Source organism: Pseudomonas sp. SORGH_AS_0199 (assembly GCF_031453735.1).
Taxonomy (GTDB): domain Bacteria; phylum Pseudomonadota; class Gammaproteobacteria; order Pseudomonadales; family Pseudomonadaceae; genus Chryseomonas; species Chryseomonas aestiva.
This window is the reverse complement of the sequence record NZ_JAVJAE010000001.1, coordinates 4,991,496-5,014,065: the sequence shown is the minus strand read 5'-3', so window position 1 is coordinate 5,014,065 and position 22,570 is coordinate 4,991,496. Positions and strand designations below refer to the sequence as shown.

General features: G+C 66.8%; 18 protein-coding genes and 1 tRNA gene. 16 read left to right on the top strand and 3 right to left on the bottom strand.

The genetic code is table 11. The features are described from left to right. Positions 1–5 precede the first annotated feature (5 nt). Entirely contained in the window at positions 6–539 is a 534-nt protein-coding gene (locus tag QE444_RS23415; protein WP_280311551.1) for a hypothetical protein, read from the bottom strand. 127 nt (positions 540–666) lie between these two features. Between QE444_RS23415 and otsB the strand changes: the two genes are divergently transcribed. Together otsB and otsA are read left to right on the top strand one after the other, a co-directional pair. Continuing rightward, positions 667–1,425: a trehalose-phosphatase gene (gene otsB, locus QE444_RS23410; RefSeq protein ID WP_133861593.1), complete on the top strand. Its 759-nt coding sequence runs from the start codon at positions 667–669 to the stop codon at positions 1,423–1,425. Position 1,426: 1 nt separating this feature from the next. Then, positions 1,427–2,878 carry an alpha,alpha-trehalose-phosphate synthase (UDP-forming) gene (gene otsA / locus QE444_RS23405; protein WP_273861912.1) on the top strand — a complete coding sequence of 484 codons (1,452 nt, stop codon included), beginning with the start codon at positions 1,427–1,429 and terminating at the stop codon, positions 2,876–2,878. Between the two features lie 435 nt (positions 2,879–3,313). Here otsA and QE444_RS23400 read toward each other — a convergent pair. Together QE444_RS23400 and QE444_RS23395 are read right to left on the bottom strand one after the other, a co-directional pair. Further along, positions 3,314–3,390 (bottom strand) — tRNA-Met (locus tag QE444_RS23400). A gap of 109 nt (positions 3,391–3,499) precedes the next feature. Next, positions 3,500–4,414 (bottom strand): MurR/RpiR family transcriptional regulator, encoded by a 915-nt coding sequence (locus tag QE444_RS23395; protein ID WP_133861591.1) that lies wholly within the window; start codon positions 4,412–4,414, stop codon positions 3,500–3,502. Between the two features lie 230 nt (positions 4,415–4,644). Here QE444_RS23395 and iolC point away from each other — a divergent pair, with 230 nt between their 5' ends. From iolC to uvsE, 14 genes are all read left to right on the top strand, one after another. Continuing rightward, the gene (iolC, locus tag QE444_RS23390) at positions 4,645–6,582 is read left to right on the top strand and encodes a 5-dehydro-2-deoxygluconokinase (protein ID WP_285388837.1); all 1,938 of its coding nucleotides are present in this window, start codon (positions 4,645–4,647) and stop codon (positions 6,580–6,582) included. A 25-nt stretch (positions 6,583–6,607) separates the two neighbouring features. Beyond that, positions 6,608–7,504 (top strand): myo-inosose-2 dehydratase, encoded by an 897-nt coding sequence (gene iolE / locus QE444_RS23385; RefSeq protein WP_285388839.1) that lies wholly within the window; start codon positions 6,608–6,610, stop codon positions 7,502–7,504. Positions 7,505–7,515: 11 nt separating this feature from the next. Beyond that, positions 7,516–8,331: a 5-deoxy-glucuronate isomerase gene (iolB, locus tag QE444_RS23380; protein WP_285388842.1), complete on the top strand. Its 816-nt coding sequence runs from the start codon at positions 7,516–7,518 to the stop codon at positions 8,329–8,331. Between the two features lie 51 nt (positions 8,332–8,382). Next, positions 8,383–9,882: a CoA-acylating methylmalonate-semialdehyde dehydrogenase gene (locus QE444_RS23375; protein ID WP_133861587.1), complete on the top strand. Its 1,500-nt coding sequence runs from the start codon at positions 8,383–8,385 to the stop codon at positions 9,880–9,882. A gap of 13 nt (positions 9,883–9,895) precedes the next feature. Then, positions 9,896–11,833 carry a 3D-(3,5/4)-trihydroxycyclohexane-1,2-dione acylhydrolase (decyclizing) gene (iolD, locus tag QE444_RS23370; RefSeq protein ID WP_285388845.1) on the top strand — a complete coding sequence of 646 codons (1,938 nt, stop codon included), beginning with the start codon at positions 9,896–9,898 and terminating at the stop codon, positions 11,831–11,833. A 43-nt stretch (positions 11,834–11,876) separates the two neighbouring features. After that, positions 11,877–12,887 carry a Gfo/Idh/MocA family protein gene (locus QE444_RS23365; RefSeq protein WP_133861585.1) on the top strand — a complete coding sequence of 337 codons (1,011 nt, stop codon included), beginning with the start codon at positions 11,877–11,879 and terminating at the stop codon, positions 12,885–12,887. Between the two features lie 42 nt (positions 12,888–12,929). Beyond that, a complete protein-coding gene (locus QE444_RS23360) occupies positions 12,930–14,024 on the top strand; it encodes a Gfo/Idh/MocA family protein (RefSeq protein ID WP_273861907.1) in 1,095 nt (364 codons plus the stop codon). Positions 14,025–14,135: 111 nt separating this feature from the next. After that, positions 14,136–14,306: a hypothetical protein gene (locus QE444_RS23355; protein WP_158896923.1), complete on the top strand. Its 171-nt coding sequence runs from the start codon at positions 14,136–14,138 to the stop codon at positions 14,304–14,306. Positions 14,307–14,435: 129 nt separating this feature from the next. Further along, positions 14,436–15,362, top strand: coding sequence for a sugar ABC transporter substrate-binding protein (locus tag QE444_RS23350; RefSeq protein ID WP_187980435.1), 927 nt, complete (start codon positions 14,436–14,438; stop codon positions 15,360–15,362). Between the two features lie 439 nt (positions 15,363–15,801). Next, positions 15,802–17,355 carry a sugar ABC transporter ATP-binding protein gene (locus tag QE444_RS23345; protein ID WP_285388852.1) on the top strand — a complete coding sequence of 518 codons (1,554 nt, stop codon included), beginning with the start codon at positions 15,802–15,804 and terminating at the stop codon, positions 17,353–17,355. A 59-nt stretch (positions 17,356–17,414) separates the two neighbouring features. Continuing rightward, entirely contained in the window at positions 17,415–18,440 is a 1,026-nt protein-coding gene (locus QE444_RS23340; protein ID WP_133861581.1) for an ABC transporter permease, read from the top strand. A gap of 187 nt (positions 18,441–18,627) precedes the next feature. Then, positions 18,628–19,737: a Gfo/Idh/MocA family protein gene (locus QE444_RS23335; protein WP_285388854.1), complete on the top strand. Its 1,110-nt coding sequence runs from the start codon at positions 18,628–18,630 to the stop codon at positions 19,735–19,737. A gap of 49 nt (positions 19,738–19,786) precedes the next feature. Continuing rightward, on the top strand, positions 19,787–21,055 hold the full coding sequence (locus tag QE444_RS23330) for a DUF445 domain-containing protein (protein ID WP_187980434.1): 1,269 nt from the start codon (positions 19,787–19,789) through the stop codon (positions 21,053–21,055). Between the two features lie 402 nt (positions 21,056–21,457). Beyond that, positions 21,458–22,534 carry a UV DNA damage repair endonuclease UvsE gene (gene uvsE, locus QE444_RS23325; protein WP_187980433.1) on the top strand — a complete coding sequence of 359 codons (1,077 nt, stop codon included), beginning with the start codon at positions 21,458–21,460 and terminating at the stop codon, positions 22,532–22,534. Positions 22,535–22,570: the final 36 nt, after the last annotated feature.

Sequence of the window (22,570 nt, the reverse complement as noted above, 5' to 3'; positions counted from 1 at the left end):
CGGCCTCAGTGATCGGCGCGCTTTTCGTCCAGATCCAGGCTGGTGTCGCCGGCGAGGTCTTCGTCGTTCGCATCCAGATCGGCGTAGCGGGCCTCTCGCTGGGTCTCGGCTTCGTTGGGGGCGTCGGCCTCGCCGTCCCAGGCCTCGCCATCCAGCGGATGGCTGCGACCGAGTTCGGCTTCGTCCTGACCGGAGCCGCCGCCGATGTCGTTGTCCTCGACCACGCTCAGTTCCTTGTCGTTCGGCCAGGCATCGCCATAGTCGGTCGGCGAGCGCGCACCGGTTTCGTCCAGCAGGGTCTCGGGGCTGGCGTCGTCCATCGTCGGCTGATGATCCAGGGTTTCGCCGCCGGTCATGCCGGCCTGGCGCACGCGCTCTTCGGGAAACTGGCCTTCATAGTCGCGCGCGTCCATTTCGTCGCCGATGCGACCACCGCGCTCGTCCTTGCGATCGCTGAAGTCGAGTTCGCGCATGTCGCCCATGCGGTCCTGAATGTCGTCGATCTCTTCGGGGGTCTTGGTGATGTCGGGCTTGTTCATGGTGGTCTCCAAAGGCAGGGCTGCTAGAGCATCTCCCTGAATCCGACTACGCGCCGGCAAGGGGAATTCCTCGGCACCCCCGGAAGATGTGAACGAACCATACGATGACCCGGCAGTCGTACCTTCCATGATCGACCTCGACAGCCTCACCTCATCGGGCCAGCCGCTGGCCTTCTTTTTCGATCTGGATGGCACCCTGGCAGAATTGCAGCCACGTCCGGAACAGGTTTTCATTCCCGCCGAAACCCTCGCTGCCCTTGAACAGCTGGCGCGCCACCATGGCGTCGCCGTGGTTTCCGGGCGGCCGCTGGCGGAGATCGACGGCTTCACGGCGCCGCTGCGGCTGCCAGCGGCTGGCGTCCATGGCGCCGAGTGGCGCGATCCCCAGGGCGAGATCCATCGGGTGAGCCTGGATGCGGAGATGCTGGCGCACGTCGGTCGGCGCCTGGAGACCGCACTGGCGGCGCATCCGGACCTGCTGCTCGAACGCAAGAGCGTGGCCTTCGCCCTGCACTATCGCCAGGCGCCGGACAAGGAAGCCCTGGTTCGCGAACTGGCTGAAGGCATCGCCGCCGACCATCCCGAATTCAAGTTGCAGCCGGGCAAGTGCGTCTTCGAACTCAAGCCCGCTGCGGCGAGCAAGGGCGAGGCCATCGCCCGTTTTCTCGAACTGGAACCCTTTGCCGGCTGCCTGCCGGTGTTTCTCGGTGACGATCGCACCGATGAAGAGGGGTTCACTGTCGTCAATGCGCGAGGCGGTCTGACCGTCAAGGTAGGGGAGGGGGAGACGGTCGCCAAGACCCGCCTGCCTTCGGTGGAAGCGGTAGCCCTCTGGCTGCAGCAGCTGAGCCGTGACCTCGCGCCACATTATAAGCAAGGAGACTAGGATGAGCCGTTTAGTGGTGGTATCGAATCGGGTGGCCCCGATCGAGGAAGGCAAGGCGACCGCGGGTGGTCTGGCGGTGGGTGTCCTGGACGCCCTGCGCAAGTCGGGTGGCATCTGGTTCGGCTGGAATGGCGATACGGTCAAGGAAAACGGGCCGGCCAAGACCCAGACCAAGGACAATATCGACTATGTGACCTTCGGCCTGACCAAGCGCGACTACGACCACTACTACCGCGGCTTCTCCAACGCCACCCTCTGGCCGATCTTCCATTATCGAATCGACCTGGCGCGTTACAACCGTGAAGAGTACGACGGCTATCGACGCGTCAACATGGCGATGGCCGAGCGCCTGAAGCCCTTGCTCAAGCCCGATGACATCATCTGGGTGCACGACTACCACCTGATTCCCTTCGCCGAAGCCTGCCGCATGCTGGGCATTCGCAACCGCATCGGGTTCTTCCTGCACATTCCCTTCCCGGCGCCGGAGATCCTCACCGCCATCCCGCCGCATAACGAATTGCTCAAGACCCTGTGCTTCTATGACCTGATCGGCTTCCAGACCGATACCGACCAACTGGCCTTCCAGGACTACATCACCCGCGAGGTGCGTGGCGTGCTGGAGAAGGACGGCAGCCTGACCGCCTACGGTCATAACTTCCGGGTCGGCGTCTATCCCATCGGCGTAATGCCAGACGTCATCCAGAAGCAGGCCGAGTCCTATCGCACGCGGCGCCAGTTCATCTCGCGCAGCATCGAGGGCGTGCCCTACAAGACCATCGTCAGCGTCGACCGCCTCGACTATTCCAAGGGGCTGGTGGAGCGCTTCCAGGCGTTCGAAAAACTGCTGGAGCATTTCCCCGAGCATCATCGGGCGGTGCAGTTCGTGCAGATCGCGCCCTCGTCGCGGGCGGACGTGGTCTCCTACCAGAACATCCGGCGTCAGCTGGAGAGCCATGCCGGCCATATCAACGGCCATTTCTCCGAGCTGGACTGGACGCCGATCCGCTACCTGAACAAGAGCTACGACCGACGCACGGTGATGGGGCTGTTCCGCTCCTCCGACGTCGGCCTGGTGACGCCGTTGCGCGATGGCATGAACCTGGTGGCCAAGGAGTACGTGGCGGCCCAGGATCCGGAAAATCCGGGCGTGCTGGTGCTGTCGCGCTTCGCCGGTGCGGCGCGCGAACTCAATTCGGCGCTGATCGTGAATCCCTATGACCATGTCGGCATGGCCGAGGCGCTGGACCGGGCGCTGCGCATGCCGCTCGAAGAGCGCAAATCGCGCTACGAAGACATGATGCGGGTGATCCGCAAAGCGGATCTGGCCTCCTGGCGGGACAACTTCCTGCGCGATCTGCGGGCCTTCAGCTCCAAGGCGCTGGTGCAGTCCATCGAGACCCAGGACGCGGCTGCTACGGAAGAGCTGGAGAGCAAGCAGAAGGTCGCCCTGTAAGCGTGTTGCGCGGTGATTGAGCCCGGCTTAGGCCGGGCTTTTTCATGGGGTGAGGCTGAGATTTGGTGGGAAGGGGCCCTCACCCTGGCCCTGTCCCGAGGGGAGAGGGGACGAAGAGCGGTGCTAGTTGTGGCTTGGGTCTGCTTCTGCTGGACTCTTCCGGGGCGGGAAGGCTGTCCGGGGGGAGAGAGTGGGGCGGGGCCCTCACCCTGGCCCTCTCCCGAGGGGAGAGGGGACGAAGAGCGGTGCTAGCTGTGGCTTGGATCTGCTTTTGCTGGACTTTTCCGTGGGCGGGAAGGCTGTCCGGGGGGAGAGCGGGGCAGGGCCCTCACCCTAGCCCTCTCCCGGAGGGAGAGGGGACTAAAAGCGGTGCCGCGGTGGGCTTTTTCGTGGGCAATAAAAAAGGGTCAGCTTACGCTGACCCTTGGAAATAGGTGGTGGCTACGCAGGGACTTGAACCCCGGACCCCAGCATTATGAATGCTATGCTCTAACCAGCTGAGCTACGTAGCCATCCGAGGCGCGCATTATTGGCAAGGCGCCGGTGGCTGTCAAGCCTTCTGCTCAAGAAATTTCTGTTTGTCGATCAAGCGTTTGCGCGGCCCCGCCGGGGCCGGTTCGGCTAGTCGTCCTCGTCCAGCGGCAGCTGGATCTCGTCCATCTTCAGCTCCAGGCGATAGCCCAGGGCCAGGAACAGCGCCTGGCACAGGCAGAGGGTGGCACTCAGCGACCGGAAGGCGAAGGCACTGCCTTCGTTGACCAGCAGCAGGGCATCGGCGCGCTTGGCCAGGGGCGAGAGATTGCTGTCGGTGATGATCAGCGTCTTGGCCTTGTGGTGCTGGGCGATGCGCACGCACTGCTGACTTTCCTTGCCATAGGGGCTGAAGCTGATGGCGATCAGCAGGTCGCCCTGGGCGATGCTGCGCATTTGTTCGCGATAGCCGCCACCCAGGCCGGTGATGAGGTGGATGCGCTTGTTGGTGTGCTGCAGGTTGTAGACCAGGTAGTCGGCCACGGCGAAGGAGCGGCGCACCCCCACCACATAGATGTTCTCGGCGTTCACCAGCAGGTCGACGGCCTTGTCGAAGGCGGCGTCGTCCAGTTCCTCGGCGAGTCGATCCAGCCCCGAGCGGGTGGCGTTGATGCACTCGCGGGCCAGATCGCCGCTGCTGGCGCGCTGGCTCTTGTTGGCGATCATGCTGCGGATGCGCTGCTGGTAGTTCTGTACCGGCGTGGTCTTGTGGGTGTAGGCCTCGCGAAACAGCGCCTGCATCTCGCTGAAGCCCTTGAAGCCGAAGCGCTGGGAGAAGCGCACGATGGCCGAGGGATGCACCTCGCACTGCCCGGCGATGTCGCTGATGCGATCGACCATGACCCTGTCGCTCTGCTGGCTGACATAGGCGGCCACCCGTTTCAGCTGGCGTGGCAGGGCCTCGTAGTCACGGGCGATGCAGGCCAGCAACTGCTCGACGTTGCCGGGGGGATCGGCCAGCGGCGCGCTGCTGAGGGGGTCGTCGGCCGGGGAGTCGGAGGACATGGGCTATCTCGCGGTAGGGATTCTTGTGCCGGCAACTTAACCCATTCGCCGGGCGGCGTCGAAGTGGGACGGCAGGCGCAGTGTACGCCAGTTATGGAAATTAAATTCCATAAAATCTCATGTGGAAAATTTGTTGATTTGTCCGCGGCGTCGTTCTAGCCTGAGCTCACTCACACGTTCGGCCCCTCGGGTCCGCGCGGTTGGCCGATAACAATAAGCAGGAGCCACCCATGGGTGATCATTTCTTCGCCAGCGGGCGCCAGTTGGACGTCATCTGCCTGGGGCGACTGGGCGTCGACCTCTATGCGCAGCAGATCGGGGCGCCACTGGAAGATGTCAGCAGCTTCGCCAAGTACCTGGGGGGATCCTCCGCCAACATCGCCTTCGGCACCGCGCGCCTGGGTCTGAAGTCGGCGATGCTGACCCGGGTCGGTGACGACCACATGGGCCGCTTCCTGACTCGGACGCTGGCGCAGGAAGGCTGCGACACCCGCGGCATCCAGGTGGATCGCGAGCGCCTCACCGCCCTGGTGCTGCTGGGCATCAAGGATCGCGAGACCTTTCCCCTGGTGTTCTATCGCGAGAATTGCGCCGACATGGCGCTGGGCGCGGACGACATCGACGAGGCCTTCATCGCCAGCGCCAAGGCACTGTTGATCACCGGTACCCACTTCTCCACCGAGGGGGTGTTCCAGGCCAGCAGCCGGGCGCTGGACTACGCCGAGCGCAACGGCGTGAAGCGGGTGCTGGACATCGACTACCGCCCGGTGCTCTGGGGGCTGACCGGCAAGGCCGATGGCGAGACCCGCTTCATCGCCAGTGCCGAGGTCAGCGCCCATGTGCAGCGCATCCTGCCGCGCTTCGACCTGGTGGTAGGCACCGAAGAGGAATTCCAGATCGCCGGGGGCAGCGAAGACCTGCTCACCGCCCTGCGCCGGGTCCGCGAGGTGACCGCGGCGACCCTGGTGGTCAAGCTTGGCGCCCAGGGCTGCACGGTGATCCAGGGTGCCATTCCGGCGCGTCTCGAGGAAGGCGAGATCCATCGCGGCATCCGCGTCGAGGTGCTCAATGTGCTGGGTGCGGGCGATGCCTTCATGTCCGGCTTCCTGCGCGGCTGGCTGACCGGCGGCAACGATGCCGAATGCTGCCGGCTGGCCAATGCCTGCGGCGGGCTGGTGGTGTCGCGCCATGGCTGCGCCCCGGCCATGCCGACCCTGGCCGAGCTGGACTACCTCAACCACAGTCCGGTACCCATCACCCGGCCCGACCTCGATCCGGTGCTGACCCGGCTGCACCGGGTCAGCACGCGGCGCCGCCAGTGGCAGCCGCTGTTCATCTTCGCCTTCGATCACCGCTACCAGCTGGTGGAAAGCGCCCAGCAGGTGGGTGCCGACCCGGCGCGGATTCCGGCGCTCAAGCAGCTGTTCGTCCAGGCCATCGCCGAGGTCGAGCAGGACCTGCAGCGTCAGGGTGTGGCCGCCGACGTCGGGCTGCTGGCCGACGAGCGCTTCGGCCAGGACGCCCTGAATGCCGCCAGCGGCCGTGGCTGGTGGATCGCCCGGCCGGTGGAGCTGCAGAATTCGCGACCGCTGGCCTTCGAGCATGGTCGCTCGGTGGGCAGCACCCTGCTGAGCTGGCCGAGCGAGCAGATCATCAAGTGCCTGGTGCAATTCCACCCCGATGACGAGCCGCTGCTGCGGCTGGAGCAGGAGGCCCAGCTCAAGGGGCTGTATGAAGCGGCCCAGGCCAGCGGTCATGAACTCCTGCTGGAGGTCATCCCGCCGAAGAACCATGCCTCCAGCCGGCCGGACGTGCTCTATCGCGCCATCAAGCGGCTGTACAACCTGGGCATCTATCCCGAGTGGTGGAAGATCGAGGCGCAGCCGGCCGCCGTCTGGCAGCAACTCGACCAGTTGATCGCCGAACGCGATCCCCATTGCCAGGGCGTGGTGGTGCTGGGCCTCAACGCCCCGGCCGAAGAGTTGGCCGAGGGCTTTCGTCAGGCCAGCGCCAGCCAGCGCTGCCAGGGCTTCGCCGTGGGCCGGACCATCTTCGCCCAGCCGAGTCGGGCCTGGCTGGCCGGCGAGATCGACGACCGTGCGCTGGTCGCGCAGATCCGCAGCAACTTCGAATTCCTGATCCAGGCCTGGCGCGACGCCCGCGCCTGATCGCCTCCTGACGAGCAGCTCCGACATGACCGCACAACAACTCAAGATCGGCATCAACCCCATCTCCTGGGCCAACGACGACCTGCCGGCCCTGGGCGGCGACACCCCGCTTGCGACCATCCTGCGCGAGGGCAAGGAAATCGGCTTCCAGGGCTTCGAGCTGGGCGGCAAGTTTCCCAGCGAGCCCAAGGCGCTGGGCGAGGTACTCGGCCAGCATGACCTGGAGCTGGTGTCCGGCTGGTATTCCAGTGGCCTGGCGCACCGGGATGTCGAGGCCGAGATCGAGGCGATCCGTCCGCATTGCCGGCTGCTGGCCGAGAACGGCGCCAAGGTGCTGGTCTACGGCGAGGTGGCCGGCTCCATCCAGGGGCAGCGCCGGCCGCTGATCGAGCGACCGCGCTTCCACAGCGACGCCGCCTGGCAGGCCTATGCCGAGAAGCTCGATCGCCTGGCCGCCTTCACCCTGAGCCAGGGCCTGCGCCTGGCCTATCACCACCACATGGGCGCCTATGTGGAAGCGCCCGAGGACATCGCCCGGTTGATGGCGCTGACCTCTCCGGACGTCGGCCTGCTGTTCGATGCCGGCCATTGCTACATGGGCGGTGGCGATCCCCTGAGCGTGCTGCAGCAACATATCGACCGGGTCTGCCACGTGCACTTCAAGGACGTGCGCAAGGCCGTGGTGCAGCTGGCGCGCAACCAACAGTGGAGCTTTCCGGACTGCATCCTCAACGGCACCTTCACCGTGCCGGGTGACGGCGACATCGATTTCTCGGCGCTGCTCAAGGTGCTGGTGGCTGCCGGCTATGAAGGCTGGCTGGTGGTGGAGGCCGAGCAGGACCCGGCCGTGGCGCCGGCCTACGAATACGCCAAGAAGGGCTACGACCATCTGCGCCAGCTGGTGGCGCAGGCCACTGCCTGAGGAGGAATCCGATGAATCTGCTCGTCAAAGCCGACCGTAGCGCCCGCGACATCGTCAGCGTCCCGGCCGGTGCCCTGGACTATGTCGGCTTCGCCGCCCATCGCCTGCAACCGGGGGAGTCCCTGCCGGTGCTGGCGGGCGATCTGGAGGTCTGCATCGTGCTGCTCAGCGGCGGCGCCAGTATCGAGGGCGGGCATCCGCAGCTGGGCGCCTTCGCCTGGCGCGGGCTGGCCGGTCGCCAAAGCGTCTTCGAAGACGTCTCGCCCTATGCCGCCTACCTGCCGCCCGGCAGCGAGGCGCGGGTGACCGCCGACAGCACCGCCGAAATCGCCATCTGCACCTCGCCCGGCAATCCGCTGGTGGCGGACCGGCTGCCACCGCGGCTGATCGAGCCGGCGAGCATGCAGCGATCCACCCGCGGCAAGGGTGCCAATACCCGCTATGTCTGCGACATCCTGCCGGACACGGCGGCGGCCCATTCGCTGCTGGTGGTGGAGGTGCGCACCCCGTCCGGGCATTCCTCCAGCTATCCGCCCCATCGCCATGACCGCGACAACCTGCCGGCGGAGAGTCTGCTGGAGGAGTCCTACTACCACCGCATCGATCCGGGGCAGGGCTTCGTCTTCCAGCGCGTCTACACCGACGAGCGCGACCTGGACCAGGCCATGGCGGTGGAAGACCACGACGTGGTGCTGGTGCCGCGCGGCTATCACCCGGTCAGCGTGCCCTATGGCTACGAGTCCTATTACCTCAACGTGATGGCCGGCCCCCGGCGCGTCTGGAAATTCCACAACGATCCGCAGCACGAGTGGCTGCTGACTCGCTAACCCCTTTCGCATTCGCCGTGGCGGCGACCCCAGGACACGAGGATTCAGGACATGAGCGACACCCCCGTCATCGGGCACTACATCAACGGCGCGGTCTCGACCCAGGCCGAGCGTTTCAGCGACGTCTTCAATCCGGCCGAGGGCGTGGTCCAGGGGCGGGTCGCCCAGGCCACGGCGCAGACCGTGGATCAGGCGGTGGCGGCGGCCAAGGCGGCCTTTCCCGAGTGGTCCGAGCAATCGGCACTGCGCCGGGCGCGCATCCTGTTCCGCTTCAAGGAGCTGCTCGACCAGCACCACCGGGAACTGGCGGCGCTGATCACCCGCGAGCACGGCAAGGTGCTGTCCGACGCCATGGGCGAGGTGACGCGCGGCATCGAGGTGGTGGAATTCGCCTGCGGCGCGCCACACCTGGCCAAGACCAGCTACAGCGACAACATCGGCGGCGGCATCGACAACTGGAACCTGCGCCAGCCGCTGGGCGTATGCGCCGGCATCACCCCCTTCAACTTCCCGGTGATGGTGCCGCTGTGGATGATTCCCATGGCGCTGGCCACCGGCAACACCTTCATCCTCAAGCCCTCCGAGCGCGATCCCTCCGCCAGCCTGCTGCTGGCCGAGCTGCTCAAGCAGGCCGGCTTGCCCGATGGCGTATTCAACGTGGTCCAGGGTGACAAGGTGGCGGTGGATGCGCTGTTGCAGCACCCGGACGTGGAGGCCATCTCCTTTGTCGGCTCCACCCCCATCGCCGAATACATCCACCAGGAAGGCACCCGCCGCGGCAAGCGCGTCCAGGCCCTGGGCGGTGCCAAGAACCACATGATCGTGATGCCCGACGCCGACCTGGACCAGGCCGCCGATGCCCTGATCGGCGCCGGCTTCGGTTCGGCCGGCGAGCGCTGCATGGCCATCTCCATTGCCGTGGCGGTGGGCGAGGTGGGTGATGCCCTGATCGAGAAACTGCTGCCGCGCATCGATGCCCTGCGGGTGCGCAACGGCGTGGAAGCCGACGCCGACATGGGGCCGCTGGTGACCGGCCAGCACAAGGCCAAGGTCGAGGGCTACATCACGAAAGGGGTGGAGGAGGGCGCCAGGCTGCTGGTCGACGGCCGCAACTTCAAGGTGCCCGGTGCCGAGCACGGCTTCTTCGTTGGCGCCACCCTGTTCGACGGCGTGACCCCGGAGATGACCATCTACCGGGAAGAGATTTTCGGCCCGGTGCTGGGCATCGTGCGGGTGCCGGACTTCGCCAGCGCGGTGGAACTGATCAACGCCCACGAATTCGGCAACGGCGTCTCCTGCTTCACCCGTGACGGCGGCATCGCCCGCGCCTTCGCCCGCACCATCAAGGTGGGCATGGTCGGCATCAACGTGCCCATCCCGGTGCCCATGGCCTGGCATTCCTTCGGTGGCTGGAAGCGATCGCTGTTCGGCGATCACCACGCCTATGGCGAGGAAGGCCTGCGCTTCTACACCCGCTACAAGAGCGTGATGCAGCGCTGGCCCGACAGCATCGCCAAGGGCGCCGAATTCAGCATGCCCACCGCCAAGTGACCGGGGAGAAGCCATGAGCACCCAACGTCTGACCATGGCCCAGGCCCTGGTGAAATTTCTCGACAACCAGTACCTCAGCGTCGATGGCGTCGAGACCAGATTCGTCGCCGGCGTCTTCACCATCTTCGGCCACGGCAACGTGCTCGGCCTGGGCCAGGCGCTGGAGCAGGACGCCGGAGAGCTGGTGGTGCACCAGGGACGCAACGAGCAGGGCATGGCCCATGCCGCCACGGGTTTCGCCAAGCAGAAGCTGCGTCGGCAGATCTATGCCTGCACCTCCTCGGTGGGGCCGGGCGCGGCCAACATGCTGACCGCCGCGGCCACCGCCACCGCCAACCGCATCCCGCTGCTGCTGTTGCCCGGCGACGTCTATGCCAGTCGCCAGCCCGATCCGGTGCTGCAGCAGATCGAGCAATTCCACGACCTGTCGATCAGCACCAACGATGCCTTCCGCGCGGTGAGCAAGTACTGGGATCGCATCAACCGCCCCGAGCAGCTGATGAGCGCGGCGATCAACGCCATGCGCGTGCTGACCGATCCGGCCGAGACCGGCGCCGTGACGCTGGCGCTGCCCCAGGATGTCCAGGGCGAGGCCTACGACTATCCCGACTACTTCTTCGCCAAGCGGGTGCACCGCCTGGATCGCCGGCCGCCAGTGGTCGCCGCCATCGCGGAGGCGGTGCAGCTGCTCAGGCGCAAGCGCAAGCCGCTGCTGATCTGTGGCGGCGGGGTGAAGTATTCCGGCGCCGCCGCGGCCCTGCAGCGCTTCGCCGAGCGCTTCGAGATTCCCTTCGCCGAGACCCAGGCCGGCAAGAGCGCCATCGTCTCCAGCCACGAACTCAATGTCGGCGGCATCGGCGAGACCGGCTGCCTGGCCGCCAACCTGCTGGCCCGGGAAGCGGATCTGATCATCGGCGTCGGCACCCGCTACACCGATTTCACCACCTCCTCGAAGTGGCTCTACCAGCATCCCGAGGTGGAATTCCTCAATCTCAACGTGGCCGCCTTCGACGCCGGCAAGCTTGATGGCCTAGCCGTGGTGGCCGATGCCCGCGAAGCCCTCGACGCCCTGACCGAGGCGCTAGGGGCTACCGACTACCGCGCCGGCTGGGGCGGCCAGGTGGGGGAGGCGCGTGAGCGCTATCGTCAGGAGGTGGAGCGGGTCTACACGGTCGGCTACACCGGCGCCGACTTCGTGCCGGAGATCGACGACGATCTGCCGCGCGCGGTGCTGGAGGAATTCGTCCGTCTGACCGGTTCGTCCCTGACCCAGAGCCAGGTGCTCGGCCGCCTCAACGAACGGCTGGACGACGACGCCATCATCGTCGCCGCCGCCGGCAGCCTGCCGGGTGACCTGCAGCGCGCCTGGCAGAGCAAGGGCGTCAACACCTACCACCTGGAATACGGCTATTCCTGCATGGGCTACGAGATCAACGCCGCCCTCGGCGTGAAGCTGGCCGAACCGGAGCGCGAGGTCTATGCGCTGGTGGGGGACGGTTCCTACCAGATGCTGCACTCGGAGCTGGCCACCTCCATCCAGGAGCGGCGCAAGATCAACGTGGTGCTGCTCGACAACATGACCTTCGGTTGCATCAACAACCTGCAGGTCGGCCACGGCATGGGCAGCTTCGGCACCGAGTTCCGCTATCGCAATCCGGAGACCGGCAAGCTCGACGGCGACTTCGTGCCGGTGGACTTCGCCATGAGCGCCGCCGCCTACGGCTGCAAGACCTATAGCGTGCGCACCCTGGAGGAGCTGGAAGCGGCCCTGGTCGATGCCCGTCGGCAGACGGTCTCCACCCTGATCGACATCAAGGTGCTGCCCAAGACCATGCTGCACGGCTACCTGTCCTGGTGGCGGGTCGGCGGCGCCGAGGTCTCCACCAGCGAAAAGATCGCCGCCGTCGCCCGGGTGCTCAGGGAAAACGCCGCCCAGGCCCGCCAATACTGAGCGCCGCTCACTCCATAACAAGTCCAAATCGGAGAATGAAGTCATGACCTTGAACATCGGTGTCATCGGGACCGGCGCCATCGGCCGCGAACACATCCGCCGCCTGAGCCACACCCTGCTGGGCAGTCGCGTGGTGGCGGTGACCGACATCAACGCCGACCAGGCCGCCCGGGTGGTCCAGGAGCTGGGCATCACCGCGGAGGTCTATGCCGACGGCCATGCGCTGATCGCCGCGGCGGACGTCCAGGCGGTGCTGGTCGCCTCCTGGGGGCCGACCCACGAGGAGTACGTGCTGGCTGCCATCGCCGCCGGCAAGCCGGTGTTCTGCGAAAAGCCGCTGGCGACCACCGCCGAGGGCTGCCGGCGCATCGTCGAAGCCGAACAGGCCCACGGCAAGCGTCTGGTGCAGGTGGGCTTCATGCGGCCCTACGATGCCGGCTATCGCCAGCTCAAGGCGGTGGTCGACGCCGATCGCATCGGCGCACCGCTGATGATCCATGCGGCCCACCGCAATCCCACGGTGAGCGAGCACTACAGTACCGACATGGCCATCACCGACACCCTGATCCACGAGATCAACGTGCTGGCCTGGCTGCTGGACGATCATTACGTGTCCGCCCAGGTGGTCTTTCCGCGCAAGGCGCCGGCGGCGCGCGAGCACCTGCGCGATCCCCAGGTGGTGCTGCTGGAAACAGCCAAGGGCGTGCGCATCGACGTCGAGGTCTTCGTCAATTGCCAGTACGGCTACGACATCCAGTGCGAGATCGTCGGCGAGCGCGGCATCGCCCGCCTGCCGGAGCCGACCTCGGTGCAGCTGCGCAGCGAGGCGCGGCTGTCCAACGAGATCCTCATGGACTGGAAGGACAGATTCATCGCCGCCTACGACGTGGAACTGCAGGCCTTCATCGACGACCTCGCCGCCGGCCAGCTGACCGGGCCGTCGTCCTGGGACGGCTACATCGCCGCGGTCACCGCCGACGCCTGCATCAAGGCCCAGGACAGCGGCGCCATCGAGCCGGTGACCCTGCCCAGCCGACCGGCTTTCTACGCCTAGGTCGCTCGCGGGGATGTGTTGCCTGCACGGGAGGCCTCGGCCGTGAGAATCGGACTGGTCGGCTACGACGGCCTCGGACGCCTGCTGCAGGCGCCGCTGATCGCCAGCACCCCGGGCGTCCAACTGGTGGGTGTGGTGACAGTCTCGCCGGCGCAGCATGCCGAGTTGACCAAGGCGTATCCCGGCGTCACCGGCCATCCCGACCTGGCCGGGCTGATCGCCGCCGGGGTGGACAGCCTGGTGATCGCCACGCCTCTCGGCGAACGTCCGGCGCAGGTGCGGGAAGCGTTGCGGCGGGACTTGCCGGTGGTCTGCGCGGCGCCGCTGGCGAGCACCCTGGCAGAGGCCGAGGACCTGATGGCGCTGGCCGAACGGCGGGGCGTCCCGCTCTGCGTCCAGCAGCTGCGCCGCTGGGATTCGGACCTGCTCACCCTGGCGCGACTGCTGCGCGAAAAGCGCCTGGGCCGGGTACGCCTCTTCGAGTCGCGCCTGCAACTGACCGATCTGGCCGCGGCGGGCCTGGGCGCCGAGGCTGGCCTGCTCCTCGAACTGGGCAGCCATCTGGTGGACCAGGCGCTGCTGCTGTTCGGGCCGGTCGAACGGGTCTATGCCGAGGCGCAGTTCCGCCGTGGCGATCCCGCGCGGGAGCGGGAATTCTTCCTGTCCCTGCGCCATCGCTCGGGGGTGGTCTCGCACCTCTCGGGCAGTGGTCTGCAGAACTGTCCCCAGCGGCTGCGGGTGGTCGGCGAGCGGGGCGCCTATAGCGTCGATGGCCTGGATGGCCAGGCCGCGGCCCTGCGCCAGGGGCGGACCCCGCGCAGCGAAAAGGCCAGCTGGGGCGCCGAGGAGCATCAGCGCTGGGGCTGGCTGAGCGTGGGCGACGAGCGCTCACGGGTACCGAGCGAACGGGGCCGCTGGGATCTGTTCTACCAAGGCTGGCTGGCGGCCCTCACCCAGGGCGCGCCCTTGCCGGTCACGCCGCAGGAAACACTGGCCTGCCAGGCGATCCTGGCGGCGGCGCGGCAGAGTGCCCGTACGGGGGAAAGCCTGGTGGTAGAGGGCCTCGAAGAGGCAGCGGAGCGGTCGCGGGCAGGTGCCCAGGGGCGAGCGCGGCGGTCATTCGTACAGGTCGAATGAAATTTCTATTTCTCTCTTGTTGTGGAATTAAATTTCCAATAGAGTCGAGAGCAGTTGCAGAAACGAGTCACCAGGGCCGTGCGCCCCGACAACAATAATAGGTGCCGTCACATGAACCACTCCACGCATTCCTTCCGTCTCGCCCTCGCCGCCGTGCACCGCCTCAAGGTGCAGCGTCCCTCCCGACTGCTCGCCCTGCTCGGCCGGCTGTTCTGCCACGAGCGCAGCGGCGCCGTGCTCTGCGCCTCGCCCGGCGCCGCGGTGTTCTACCGCCCGCACTGATTCCCGCGTCTTTCCAGCGTTCGCCCAGGCTCCGCCCGGTTCAAGACCGCGCGGCGCCCGAGGTGCGCCTGGCCGTTGCGCCCGTCTGATCCCCTCGCTGATCGTCACCCCACGAATGGAGCCTGAACCATGCAGAAAAAAACTCGCTTTGCCACCCTGGCGCTGTCGCTGCTGCTGGGCAGCAGCGCGGCCCTGGCGGACCTCAAGGTCGGGGTGACCATGTCGTCGTTCGACGACAACTACCTTACCTATGTCCGCGAATACATGACCAAGAAGGCCAAGACCGACGGCGTGCAGCTGCAGTTCGAGGACGCCCGCAACGACGTGGTCAAGCAGCTCACCCAGGTGCAGAGCTTCATCAGCCAGAAGGTCGATGCGGTCATCGTCAATCCGGTGGACACCGCCGCGACCCGGACCCTGACCGAGGCCGCCACCAAGGCCGGCGTGCCCATCGTCTACATCAACCGCCGCCCCGACGAGCCCACCCTGCCGGCGGGCGTGGTCGCGGTGACTTCCGACGACAAGGAAGCCGGCCGCCTGCAGGCGCAGTACGTGGCGGACAAGCTCGGCGGCAAGGGCCAGGTGGCCATCCTGCTGGGTGATCTGGCCAACAACTCCACCCACAACCGCACCGCCGGGGTGAAGGAAGTCCTGGCCAAGTATCCGGGCATCAAGATCGTCGAGGAGCAGACCGCGGCCTGGCAGCGCGACAAGTCCATGGACCTGACCAGCAACTGGCTGCTGGCCGGCAAGGAACTCAACGCCATCTTCGCCAACAACGACGAGATGGCCATCGGCGCGGCCATGGCCCTGCGCCAGGCCGGCAGGAAGGACGTGCTGGTCACCGGCGTCGACGGTACGCCCGACGGCCTGGCGGCGATCAAGCGTGGCCTGGTGACGGTCTCGGTGTTCCAGGACGCCAAGGGCCAGGCGGAAGGCGCCCTCGATGCGGCGCTGAAGATGATCAACAAGACCCCCGGCGAGCAGAACGTGCTGATTCCCTTCCGCCTGATCACCCCGGAGAACGTCGCCGAATTCCAGGCCATGACCAAATGACCTGAGGCGCCTGCGCCGTCCTGGAACGAGGGCGGGACGCCGCGCCAGAACGGCTTTCCAGAGCAAACGGGCAGTCCGGCAACGGACCGCCCGTTTGTCTATCTGGGGCCTTGCCAGCGGCGCCGGGCGGGTTGCGGACCCTCGATGATTATCACCTAAAAATTCCAAAAAGATATTGACTGGAATTTATTTTCCAATAGAGTCGAGGGCAAGCCAAGACGTACAGCGGTGCCTCGCCCCGGCGAACGCACCCTTCAACAAGAATAAAAGGTGCCGTCATGCCATCCCGCTCCCTGTCCCTGCATAGGTCTCCGATCGCCTGTCCGCCAGATACCTGCCTGCACCTGGCCCGCGCCGTCATGGCCAGCCCTTCGCCCAGCGCCCTCTACTGACCAGCGACCCGCGCCGCCTGGTCGGCGCCCGCGAGGAGATCGTGATCATGCTCAGTTCCGCCACCCCTGCCGTCGCTCCCGCCACCGCGGCCACGGCCGCGCCCGGCGAATACCTGCTGGAAATCGTCGACGTCACCAAGGAGTTTCCCGGCGTCAAGGCGCTGTCCCACGTGCAGCTGCGGGTGCGTCCCGGCACCGTGCTGGCGCTGATGGGCGAGAACGGCGCGGGCAAGTCGACGCTGATGAAGATCATTGCCGGCATCTACCAGCCCGATGCCGGCGAGGTGCGGCTGCGCGGGGTGCCGGTGCGCTTCGAGACGCCGCTGCAGGCACTGCAGTCGGGGATCGCCATGATTCACCAGGAACTCAATCTGATGCCCTTCATGGATATCGCCGAGAACATCTGGCTGGGTCGCGAACCGCTCAATGCCCTGCACCTGGTGGACCACGGCAAGATGCGTCGCCAGACCCAGGCGCTGCTGGACCGACTGCGCATCGCCCTGGACCCGGAAGACAGCGTGGGCAGCCTGTCCATCGCCGGGCGGCAGATGGTGGAGATCGCCAAGGCGGTGTCCTACGACAGCGATGTGCTGATCATGGACGAACCCACCTCGGCCATCACCGAGACCGAGGTGGCGCACCTGTTTTCCATCATCGCCGACCTCAAGGCCCAGGGTAAGGGCATCGTCTACATCACCCACAAGATGGACGAGGTGTTCCAGATCGCCGACGAGGTCGCGGTGTTCCGCGACGGCCAGTACATCGGCCTGCAGCGCGCCGACAGTATGAACGGTGACGGCCTGATCGCCATGATGGTAGGGCGCGAACTGACCCAGCTGTTCCCGGAGCGCACCGCGCCGCGCGACGAGGTGCTGCTGTCGGTGCGCGACCTGGGCCTCGACGGAGTGTTCTCCGGCGTCTCCTTCGACCTGCGCGCCGGCGAGGTGCTGGGCATCGCCGGACTGATGGGCTCGGGGCGCACCAATGTCGCCGAGACGCTGTTCGGGGTGACCCCGGCCACGGCGGGCGAGATCCGCATCGACGGCCGGCCGGTACGGATGAGCGATCCTCATCTGGCGATCCAGAAAGGCCTGGCGCTGCTCACCGAAGACCGCAAGGACACCGGCATCTTTTCCTGCCTGTCGGTGGGTGAAAACATGGAGGTGGCGGTGCTGAATGGTTTCGCCAGCGGCGGCTTCGTGCAGCAGCAGCGCCTCGACCAGCTCTGCGAGGAGATGCGCCAGCAACTGCGGGTGAAGACCCCCTCGCTGGACCAGTGCATCGCCAATCTCTCCGGCGGCAACCAGCAGAAGGCGCTGATCGCCCGCTGGCTGATGACCCGGCCGCGCATCCTCATCCTCGACGAACCCACCCGCGGCATCGACGTCGGCGCCAAGGCCGAGATCTACCGGTTGATCGCCAAGCTGGCCGCCGAGGGCCTGGCGGTGATCATGATTTCTTCCGAACTGCCCGAGGTCCTGGGCATGAGTGACCGGGTGATGGTGATGCACGAAGGCACCGTCACCGGCTTTCTCGATCGCGGCGAAGCGACCCAGGAGCGGGTCATGCACCTGGCCTCGGGCAATCCCGTACTGCACTAGCGCATCCTTCGCGCGGTGGGCTGCGCCCATCGCTCCCGGCATACAAGAGGTAGAACAAGATGAGTGCCCTCCTGGACAAGAAAACCGCCGAGCTACCCAGCGCGCGCCCGCGGCGCCGCATTCCCACCGAACTGGGCATCCTGCTGGTGCTGCTGGGCATCGGCCTGGCCTTCGAGGCCTTCGGCTGGGTCCTGCGTGACCAGAGCTTCCTGATGAATTCCCAGCGCCTGGTGCTGATGATCCTGCAGGTCTCGATCATCGGCCTGCTGGCCATCGCCGTGACCCAGGTGATCATCACCACCGGCATCGACCTCTCCTCCGGCTCGGTGCTGGCACTGTCGGCCATGGTGGCGGCGAGTCTGGCCCAGGGCTCGGACTTCGGCCGGGCGGTGTTTCCCTCGCTGACCGACCTGCCGGTCTGGGTGCCGGTCATGGCCGGCCTCGGGGTGGGGCTGCTGGCCGGCGCCATCAACGGCAGCATCATCGCCGTCACCGGCATCCCGCCCTTCATCGCCACCCTCGGCATGATGGTCTCGGCCCGCGGCCTGGCGCGCTACTACACTGAAGGCCAGCCGATCAGCATGCTGTCCGACAACTACACCGCCATCGGCGCCGGGGCCATGCCGGTGATCATCTTCCTGGTGGTGGCGGTGATCTTCCACATCGCCCTGCGCTACACCAAGTACGGCAAGTACACCTATGCTATCGGCGGCAACATGCAGGCCGCGCGCATCTCCGGCATCAACGTCAAGAAGCACCTGATCATCGTCTACAGCATCGCCGGCCTGCTGGCGGGCCTGGCCGGGGTCGTGGCCTCGGCGCGCGCCGCCACCGGCCAGGCGGGCATGGGCATGTCCTACGAACTGGACGCCATCGCCGCGGCGGTGATCGGCGGCACCAGCCTGGCGGGTGGGGTAGGGCGCATCACCGGCACCGTGATCGGCGCCCTGATCCTCGGCACCATGGCCAGCGGCTTCACCTTCCTCGGGGTGGACGCCTACGTCCAGGACATCATCAAGGGCCTGATCATCGTGGTCGCCGTGGTCATCGACCAGTACCGCAACAAGCGCAAGGCCAAGCGCTAGGGCTGGCGCCTTCCCCTCTCCCTGGGAGAGGGGAGGGTGAGGACTGCGCCTGCACCTGACAGCTCTTCCCCCTCTCCCTCAGGGAGAGGGCCGGGGTGAGGGCCAAGCCTGCACCCGTCTTCCCTTTTACCCGGTCGGCTACTGGCTTGGCCGGCCGGGTCTTTCTACACCCCTGACGGAGAACGACATGCGCGACATCGGCATCGGTCTGATCGGCACCGGCTTCATGGGTCATGCCCATGCCCAGGCCTTCCATCACGCGGCGAGCAGCTTCGCGCTCCCGGTCCGCCCGCGGCTGGTGGCCCTGGCCGACGCCGATCCGGAGCGCGCCGCTCGCTGCGCCGACGCCTGGGGCTTCACCCGCAGCTGCGATTGGGAAAGCCTGATCGCCGATCCCCAGGTCGAGCTGGTGGCCATCACCACCCCCAATCTGCTGCACGCGCCCATGGCCCTGGCCGCCCTGGCGGCGGGCAAGGCGGTCTACTGCGAAAAGCCCCTGGCGGTGAGCCTGGAGGAGGCGACGCAAATGCGCGACGCCGCGCGCCAGGCCGGGGTGGTCAACCGGGTCGGCTACAACTACCTGCAGAATCCCATGCTCAGGCAGGCGCGTGAGCTAATCGACAGCGGCGAACTGGGCGAGATCGTCAGCTTCAGCGGCGAATTCAGCGAAGACTTCATGGGCGATCCCCAGGGGCCCTTCACCTGGCGCTGCGAGACCCGCCAGGCTGGCGGCGCCCTGGCCGACCTGGGCAGCCATATCCTGTCGCTGGCGCGCTTCCTGCTCGGCCCGGTGGCGGCGCTCTGCGCCGATCTGCACACCGCCCATGGCCAGCGGCCCCACCAGGGCGGCACCGGGACGGTTGAGATCGACGACCAGGCCCATCTGCTGCTGCGTTTCGCCAGTGGCGCCCGCGGCACCCTGACCACCAGCTGGCTCAAGCACGGGCGCAAGAATCGCCTGGCCTTCGAGGTCTGCGGCACCCGCGGCACCCTCAGTTTCGACCAGGAGCGGCTCAACGAACTGCGCCTCTACCAGGTCGGCGACCGTCCGGGCCTGGCCGGTTTCCGTACCCTGCTGGCCGGTCCGCACCTGCCGGACTACGCCGCCTTCTGCCCGGCCCCTGGCCACCAGCTCGGCTACAACGAACTCAAGACCCTGGAGGTCCGCTCGCTGCTGGAGGCCCTGGGCGGCAACCCCGGACACACCGGTGTCGACTTCCAGGAAGCCTGGGAAGTGGAACGCCTGGCCCAGGCCGCGCGGCAATCGGCCCAGGAGGAGCGCTGGGTCAGGCTCTAGTCTGGGGTAGGATGCTGGGATCATCCCGCGCGAGGACTGTCCCTCTTCCATGACCACACTCTCCGGCGACGGCCTCACCCCGGTCCGGCGCATGAAGCTCATCGCGCTGCTGCTGCTGTTCCTAGCGGCCGCGCTCTACTGCCTGGCCACTGCCCTCGAGGCCAGCCATCCGGCCTGGGGCTACGCCGCCGCCTTCGCCGAGGCGGCCATGGTCGGGGCCATCGCCGACTGGTTCGCGGTGACCGCGCTGTTCCGCCATCCGCTGGGCCTGCCGATTCCCCACACCGCCATCATCCCGCGCAACAAGGCCGGGGTCGGGCGCAAGCTGTCGGACTTCATCTGCCTGCACTTCCTCGCCACGCCCCAGGTGCTGGCCAAGCTGGAGGAACTGGACGCCGCCGGGCGCCTGGCCGGCTGGTTGCGCCAGCCGGACAACGCCGCCGCGGTGGCCAGCCAGGCCACCGGCGTCGCCCGCTATTCCCTGGAAGCCCTGCGCGAAGTGCGGGTGCAGGCCTTCATCCGCCGGGTAGCGGTGGAGCGGCTGCAGCGCCTGGACGTGGCGGCGCTGTCCGGCGAACTGCTCGACATGCTGACCGCCGACGGTCGCCATCAGGCGGTGCTCGACGAGGTGCTGCAGGAGATCGATCGCCTGCTGCAGGACGAAGACACCCAGGCGCTGATCGCCCGCACCATCGGCGGCGAGCTGCGTACCCTGAAGTACCTGGGCCTGGACGAACGGGTCGGGCGCTGGTCGGCGATCAAGGTGGTGCAGGCGGTGTCGCGCCTGATCGGCGAGATCAGCCATGACCGCGAGCACGAGTTGCGCCGGCACTTCGATGGCTATCTGGTCAGCTTCATCGAGCGCCTCAAGGAGGACCCGGCCTTTCGCCTGCGCGGCGAACAACTGCGCGACCGGCTGCTGGAGCACCCGGCGCTGGCGGGTTATCTGCAGGAGCTGTGGGACCAACTGGTGAACTGGCTGCAGGCCGATCTCGCCGCCCCGGATTCGCGCATCCGCCGGCGCCTGGGCCGGCTGCTGGCCGAGCTGGGCGACACCCTGAGTCGCGACGAAGCCATGCGACGCTGGATCAACGAGCAGCTGATGGCCGTGGCGCCGCCCTTCATCGACCGCAACCGCCAGCGAATCGGCGACTACATCGCCGCCCGCGTGGCCGCCTGGGACACCGACGAGCTGGTCCAGCAACTGGAACAGAGCGTCGGCAAGGACCTGCAGTTCATCCGCATCAACGGCACCCTCGTGGGCGGCCTGGTGGGGCTGGTGCTGCATGCCCTGACGCAGTGGTTGGGGCCGGGGTAGGGCAGCCAGAGCACACGTGGAAAAGGCTACGCCGTTTTCCACCCTACCGCTGCATGCTCTGACAGTGTGGTCGGGGTCGGGGTCGGGGTCGGGGTCGGGGTCGGGGTAGGGGCTCGATCGCGGCCATGGGCCGCTCCTACACTAAACCCGAGCCTGTAGGAGCGGCCCATGGCCGCGATAAACCAAACCCAATCGACCGCATCGGCGGACCGCCATGGCCGCGATAGCCCTGAGCACCCATAGCTAAGCCCTGCTGCCAGGCCAGCCCCTCTCCCCCTGGGAGAGGGCCGGGGTGAGGGCAAACCCGGACGCCAGACGCCAAGCCCCCTCCACCCATCACCCCACCCGCACCCAGGCGGCGCCGCGCGGACTAAAGCCCATAGTCCCTGTCCCGAGCGTCCCATGTATCGAATCGGCTTTGCCTGCATGTACCGTCATCCCGAGCGCAGTCTGTCGCTCAAGGCGCTGGAGCAGGTCGAGCGGGCCTTCAATACCCGCACCACTACCCTGCGCTGGCTCGGCAGCGTCGAACGCGCCGCCGCCGAGGCCAAGTTGCTGGACGTGGTCACCCACAACCTGGATGCCCAGCTGAGATTCGTCGAGCACGTCGCCGACCTGCCGGACAATCTGCGCATGCTGCGCCTGAGCAGCGATCTGCTGCCCTTCTACAGCCACGCCGAATTCGCCTACTTCTATCGTTCCCAGGAGCTCCAGGCGTTGCTGGAGGATCGCTTCGGTCGGCTGGGCGAACTGGCCCGCCGCCGCGATGTGCGGCTGTCGCTGCACCCCGGGCAATTCTGCGTGCTGGGCTCGGATCGCCCCGAGGTGGTGGAGAACAGCCTGAAGGAATTCGAATACCACGCCGACATGATCCGCCTGATGGGCTACGGCCAGAAATTCCAGGACTTCAAGTGCAATGTGCACATCGCTGGCCGCCTGGGCGTGCCCGGCATCCGCGCGATCTGGTCGCGTCTGTCGAGCGAGGCGCGCAACTGCATCACCTTCGAGAACGATGAAAAGACCTATGGCGTCGACGACTGCCTGCAACTGGCCGATCTCGCCCCGGTGGTGCTGGACATCCACCACTGCTGGATCCACGAAGAGGCCTACATCGATCCCTGGGAGCCACGGGTGGCCAGGATCATCGACAGCTGGCGCGGCGTGCGGCCGGCCATGCACTACTCCCAGCCGCCGGAAGCCCTGATGGAAATGGGCGTTTCGCCCAGCGAGCGGATCGACATCAGGTTCCTGCTGCAGCAGATCAGCAGGCGGCTGCTCTATGCCCACAGCGACATGATGTGGAACGACTGGTGCAACCGCTACGCCTGCCAGTTTCTCGACCGCTTCGACATCATGTTCGAGGCCAAGCACAAGAACGTCACGGTGCGGGATTTCTACGACCGCTACCTGGGTGGCGACGGCACGCTGCCGCCGGCGGATCACGGGATTCTTGCGGGCCAGGATGCCGCCAACCCGTAGCGCGGAAAACCGCGCAGCGTTTTCCACTGGGCAGTC

Coding starts and splice junctions, on each gene's coding strand:
- QE444_RS23415 (WP_280311551.1), bottom strand. CDS start 539: ATGAACAAGCCCGACATCACCAAGACCCCCGAAGAGATCGACGACATT.
- otsB (WP_133861593.1), top strand. CDS start 667: ATGATCGACCTCGACAGCCTCACCTCATCGGGCCAGCCGCTGGCCTTC.
- otsA (WP_273861912.1), top strand. CDS start 1,427: ATGAGCCGTTTAGTGGTGGTATCGAATCGGGTGGCCCCGATCGAGGAA.
- QE444_RS23395 (WP_133861591.1), bottom strand. CDS start 4,414: ATGTCCTCCGACTCCCCGGCCGACGACCCCCTCAGCAGCGCGCCGCTG.
- iolC (WP_285388837.1), top strand. CDS start 4,645: ATGGGTGATCATTTCTTCGCCAGCGGGCGCCAGTTGGACGTCATCTGC.
- iolE (WP_285388839.1), top strand. CDS start 6,608: ATGACCGCACAACAACTCAAGATCGGCATCAACCCCATCTCCTGGGCC.
- iolB (WP_285388842.1), top strand. CDS start 7,516: ATGAATCTGCTCGTCAAAGCCGACCGTAGCGCCCGCGACATCGTCAGC.
- QE444_RS23375 (WP_133861587.1), top strand. CDS start 8,383: ATGAGCGACACCCCCGTCATCGGGCACTACATCAACGGCGCGGTCTCG.
- iolD (WP_285388845.1), top strand. CDS start 9,896: ATGAGCACCCAACGTCTGACCATGGCCCAGGCCCTGGTGAAATTTCTC.
- QE444_RS23365 (WP_133861585.1), top strand. CDS start 11,877: ATGACCTTGAACATCGGTGTCATCGGGACCGGCGCCATCGGCCGCGAA.
- QE444_RS23355 (WP_158896923.1), top strand. CDS start 14,136: ATGAACCACTCCACGCATTCCTTCCGTCTCGCCCTCGCCGCCGTGCAC.
- QE444_RS23350 (WP_187980435.1), top strand. CDS start 14,436: ATGCAGAAAAAAACTCGCTTTGCCACCCTGGCGCTGTCGCTGCTGCTG.
- QE444_RS23345 (WP_285388852.1), top strand. CDS start 15,802: ATGCTCAGTTCCGCCACCCCTGCCGTCGCTCCCGCCACCGCGGCCACG.
- QE444_RS23340 (WP_133861581.1), top strand. CDS start 17,415: ATGAGTGCCCTCCTGGACAAGAAAACCGCCGAGCTACCCAGCGCGCGC.
- QE444_RS23335 (WP_285388854.1), top strand. CDS start 18,628: ATGCGCGACATCGGCATCGGTCTGATCGGCACCGGCTTCATGGGTCAT.
- QE444_RS23330 (WP_187980434.1), top strand. CDS start 19,787: ATGACCACACTCTCCGGCGACGGCCTCACCCCGGTCCGGCGCATGAAG.
- uvsE (WP_187980433.1), top strand. CDS start 21,458: ATGTATCGAATCGGCTTTGCCTGCATGTACCGTCATCCCGAGCGCAGT.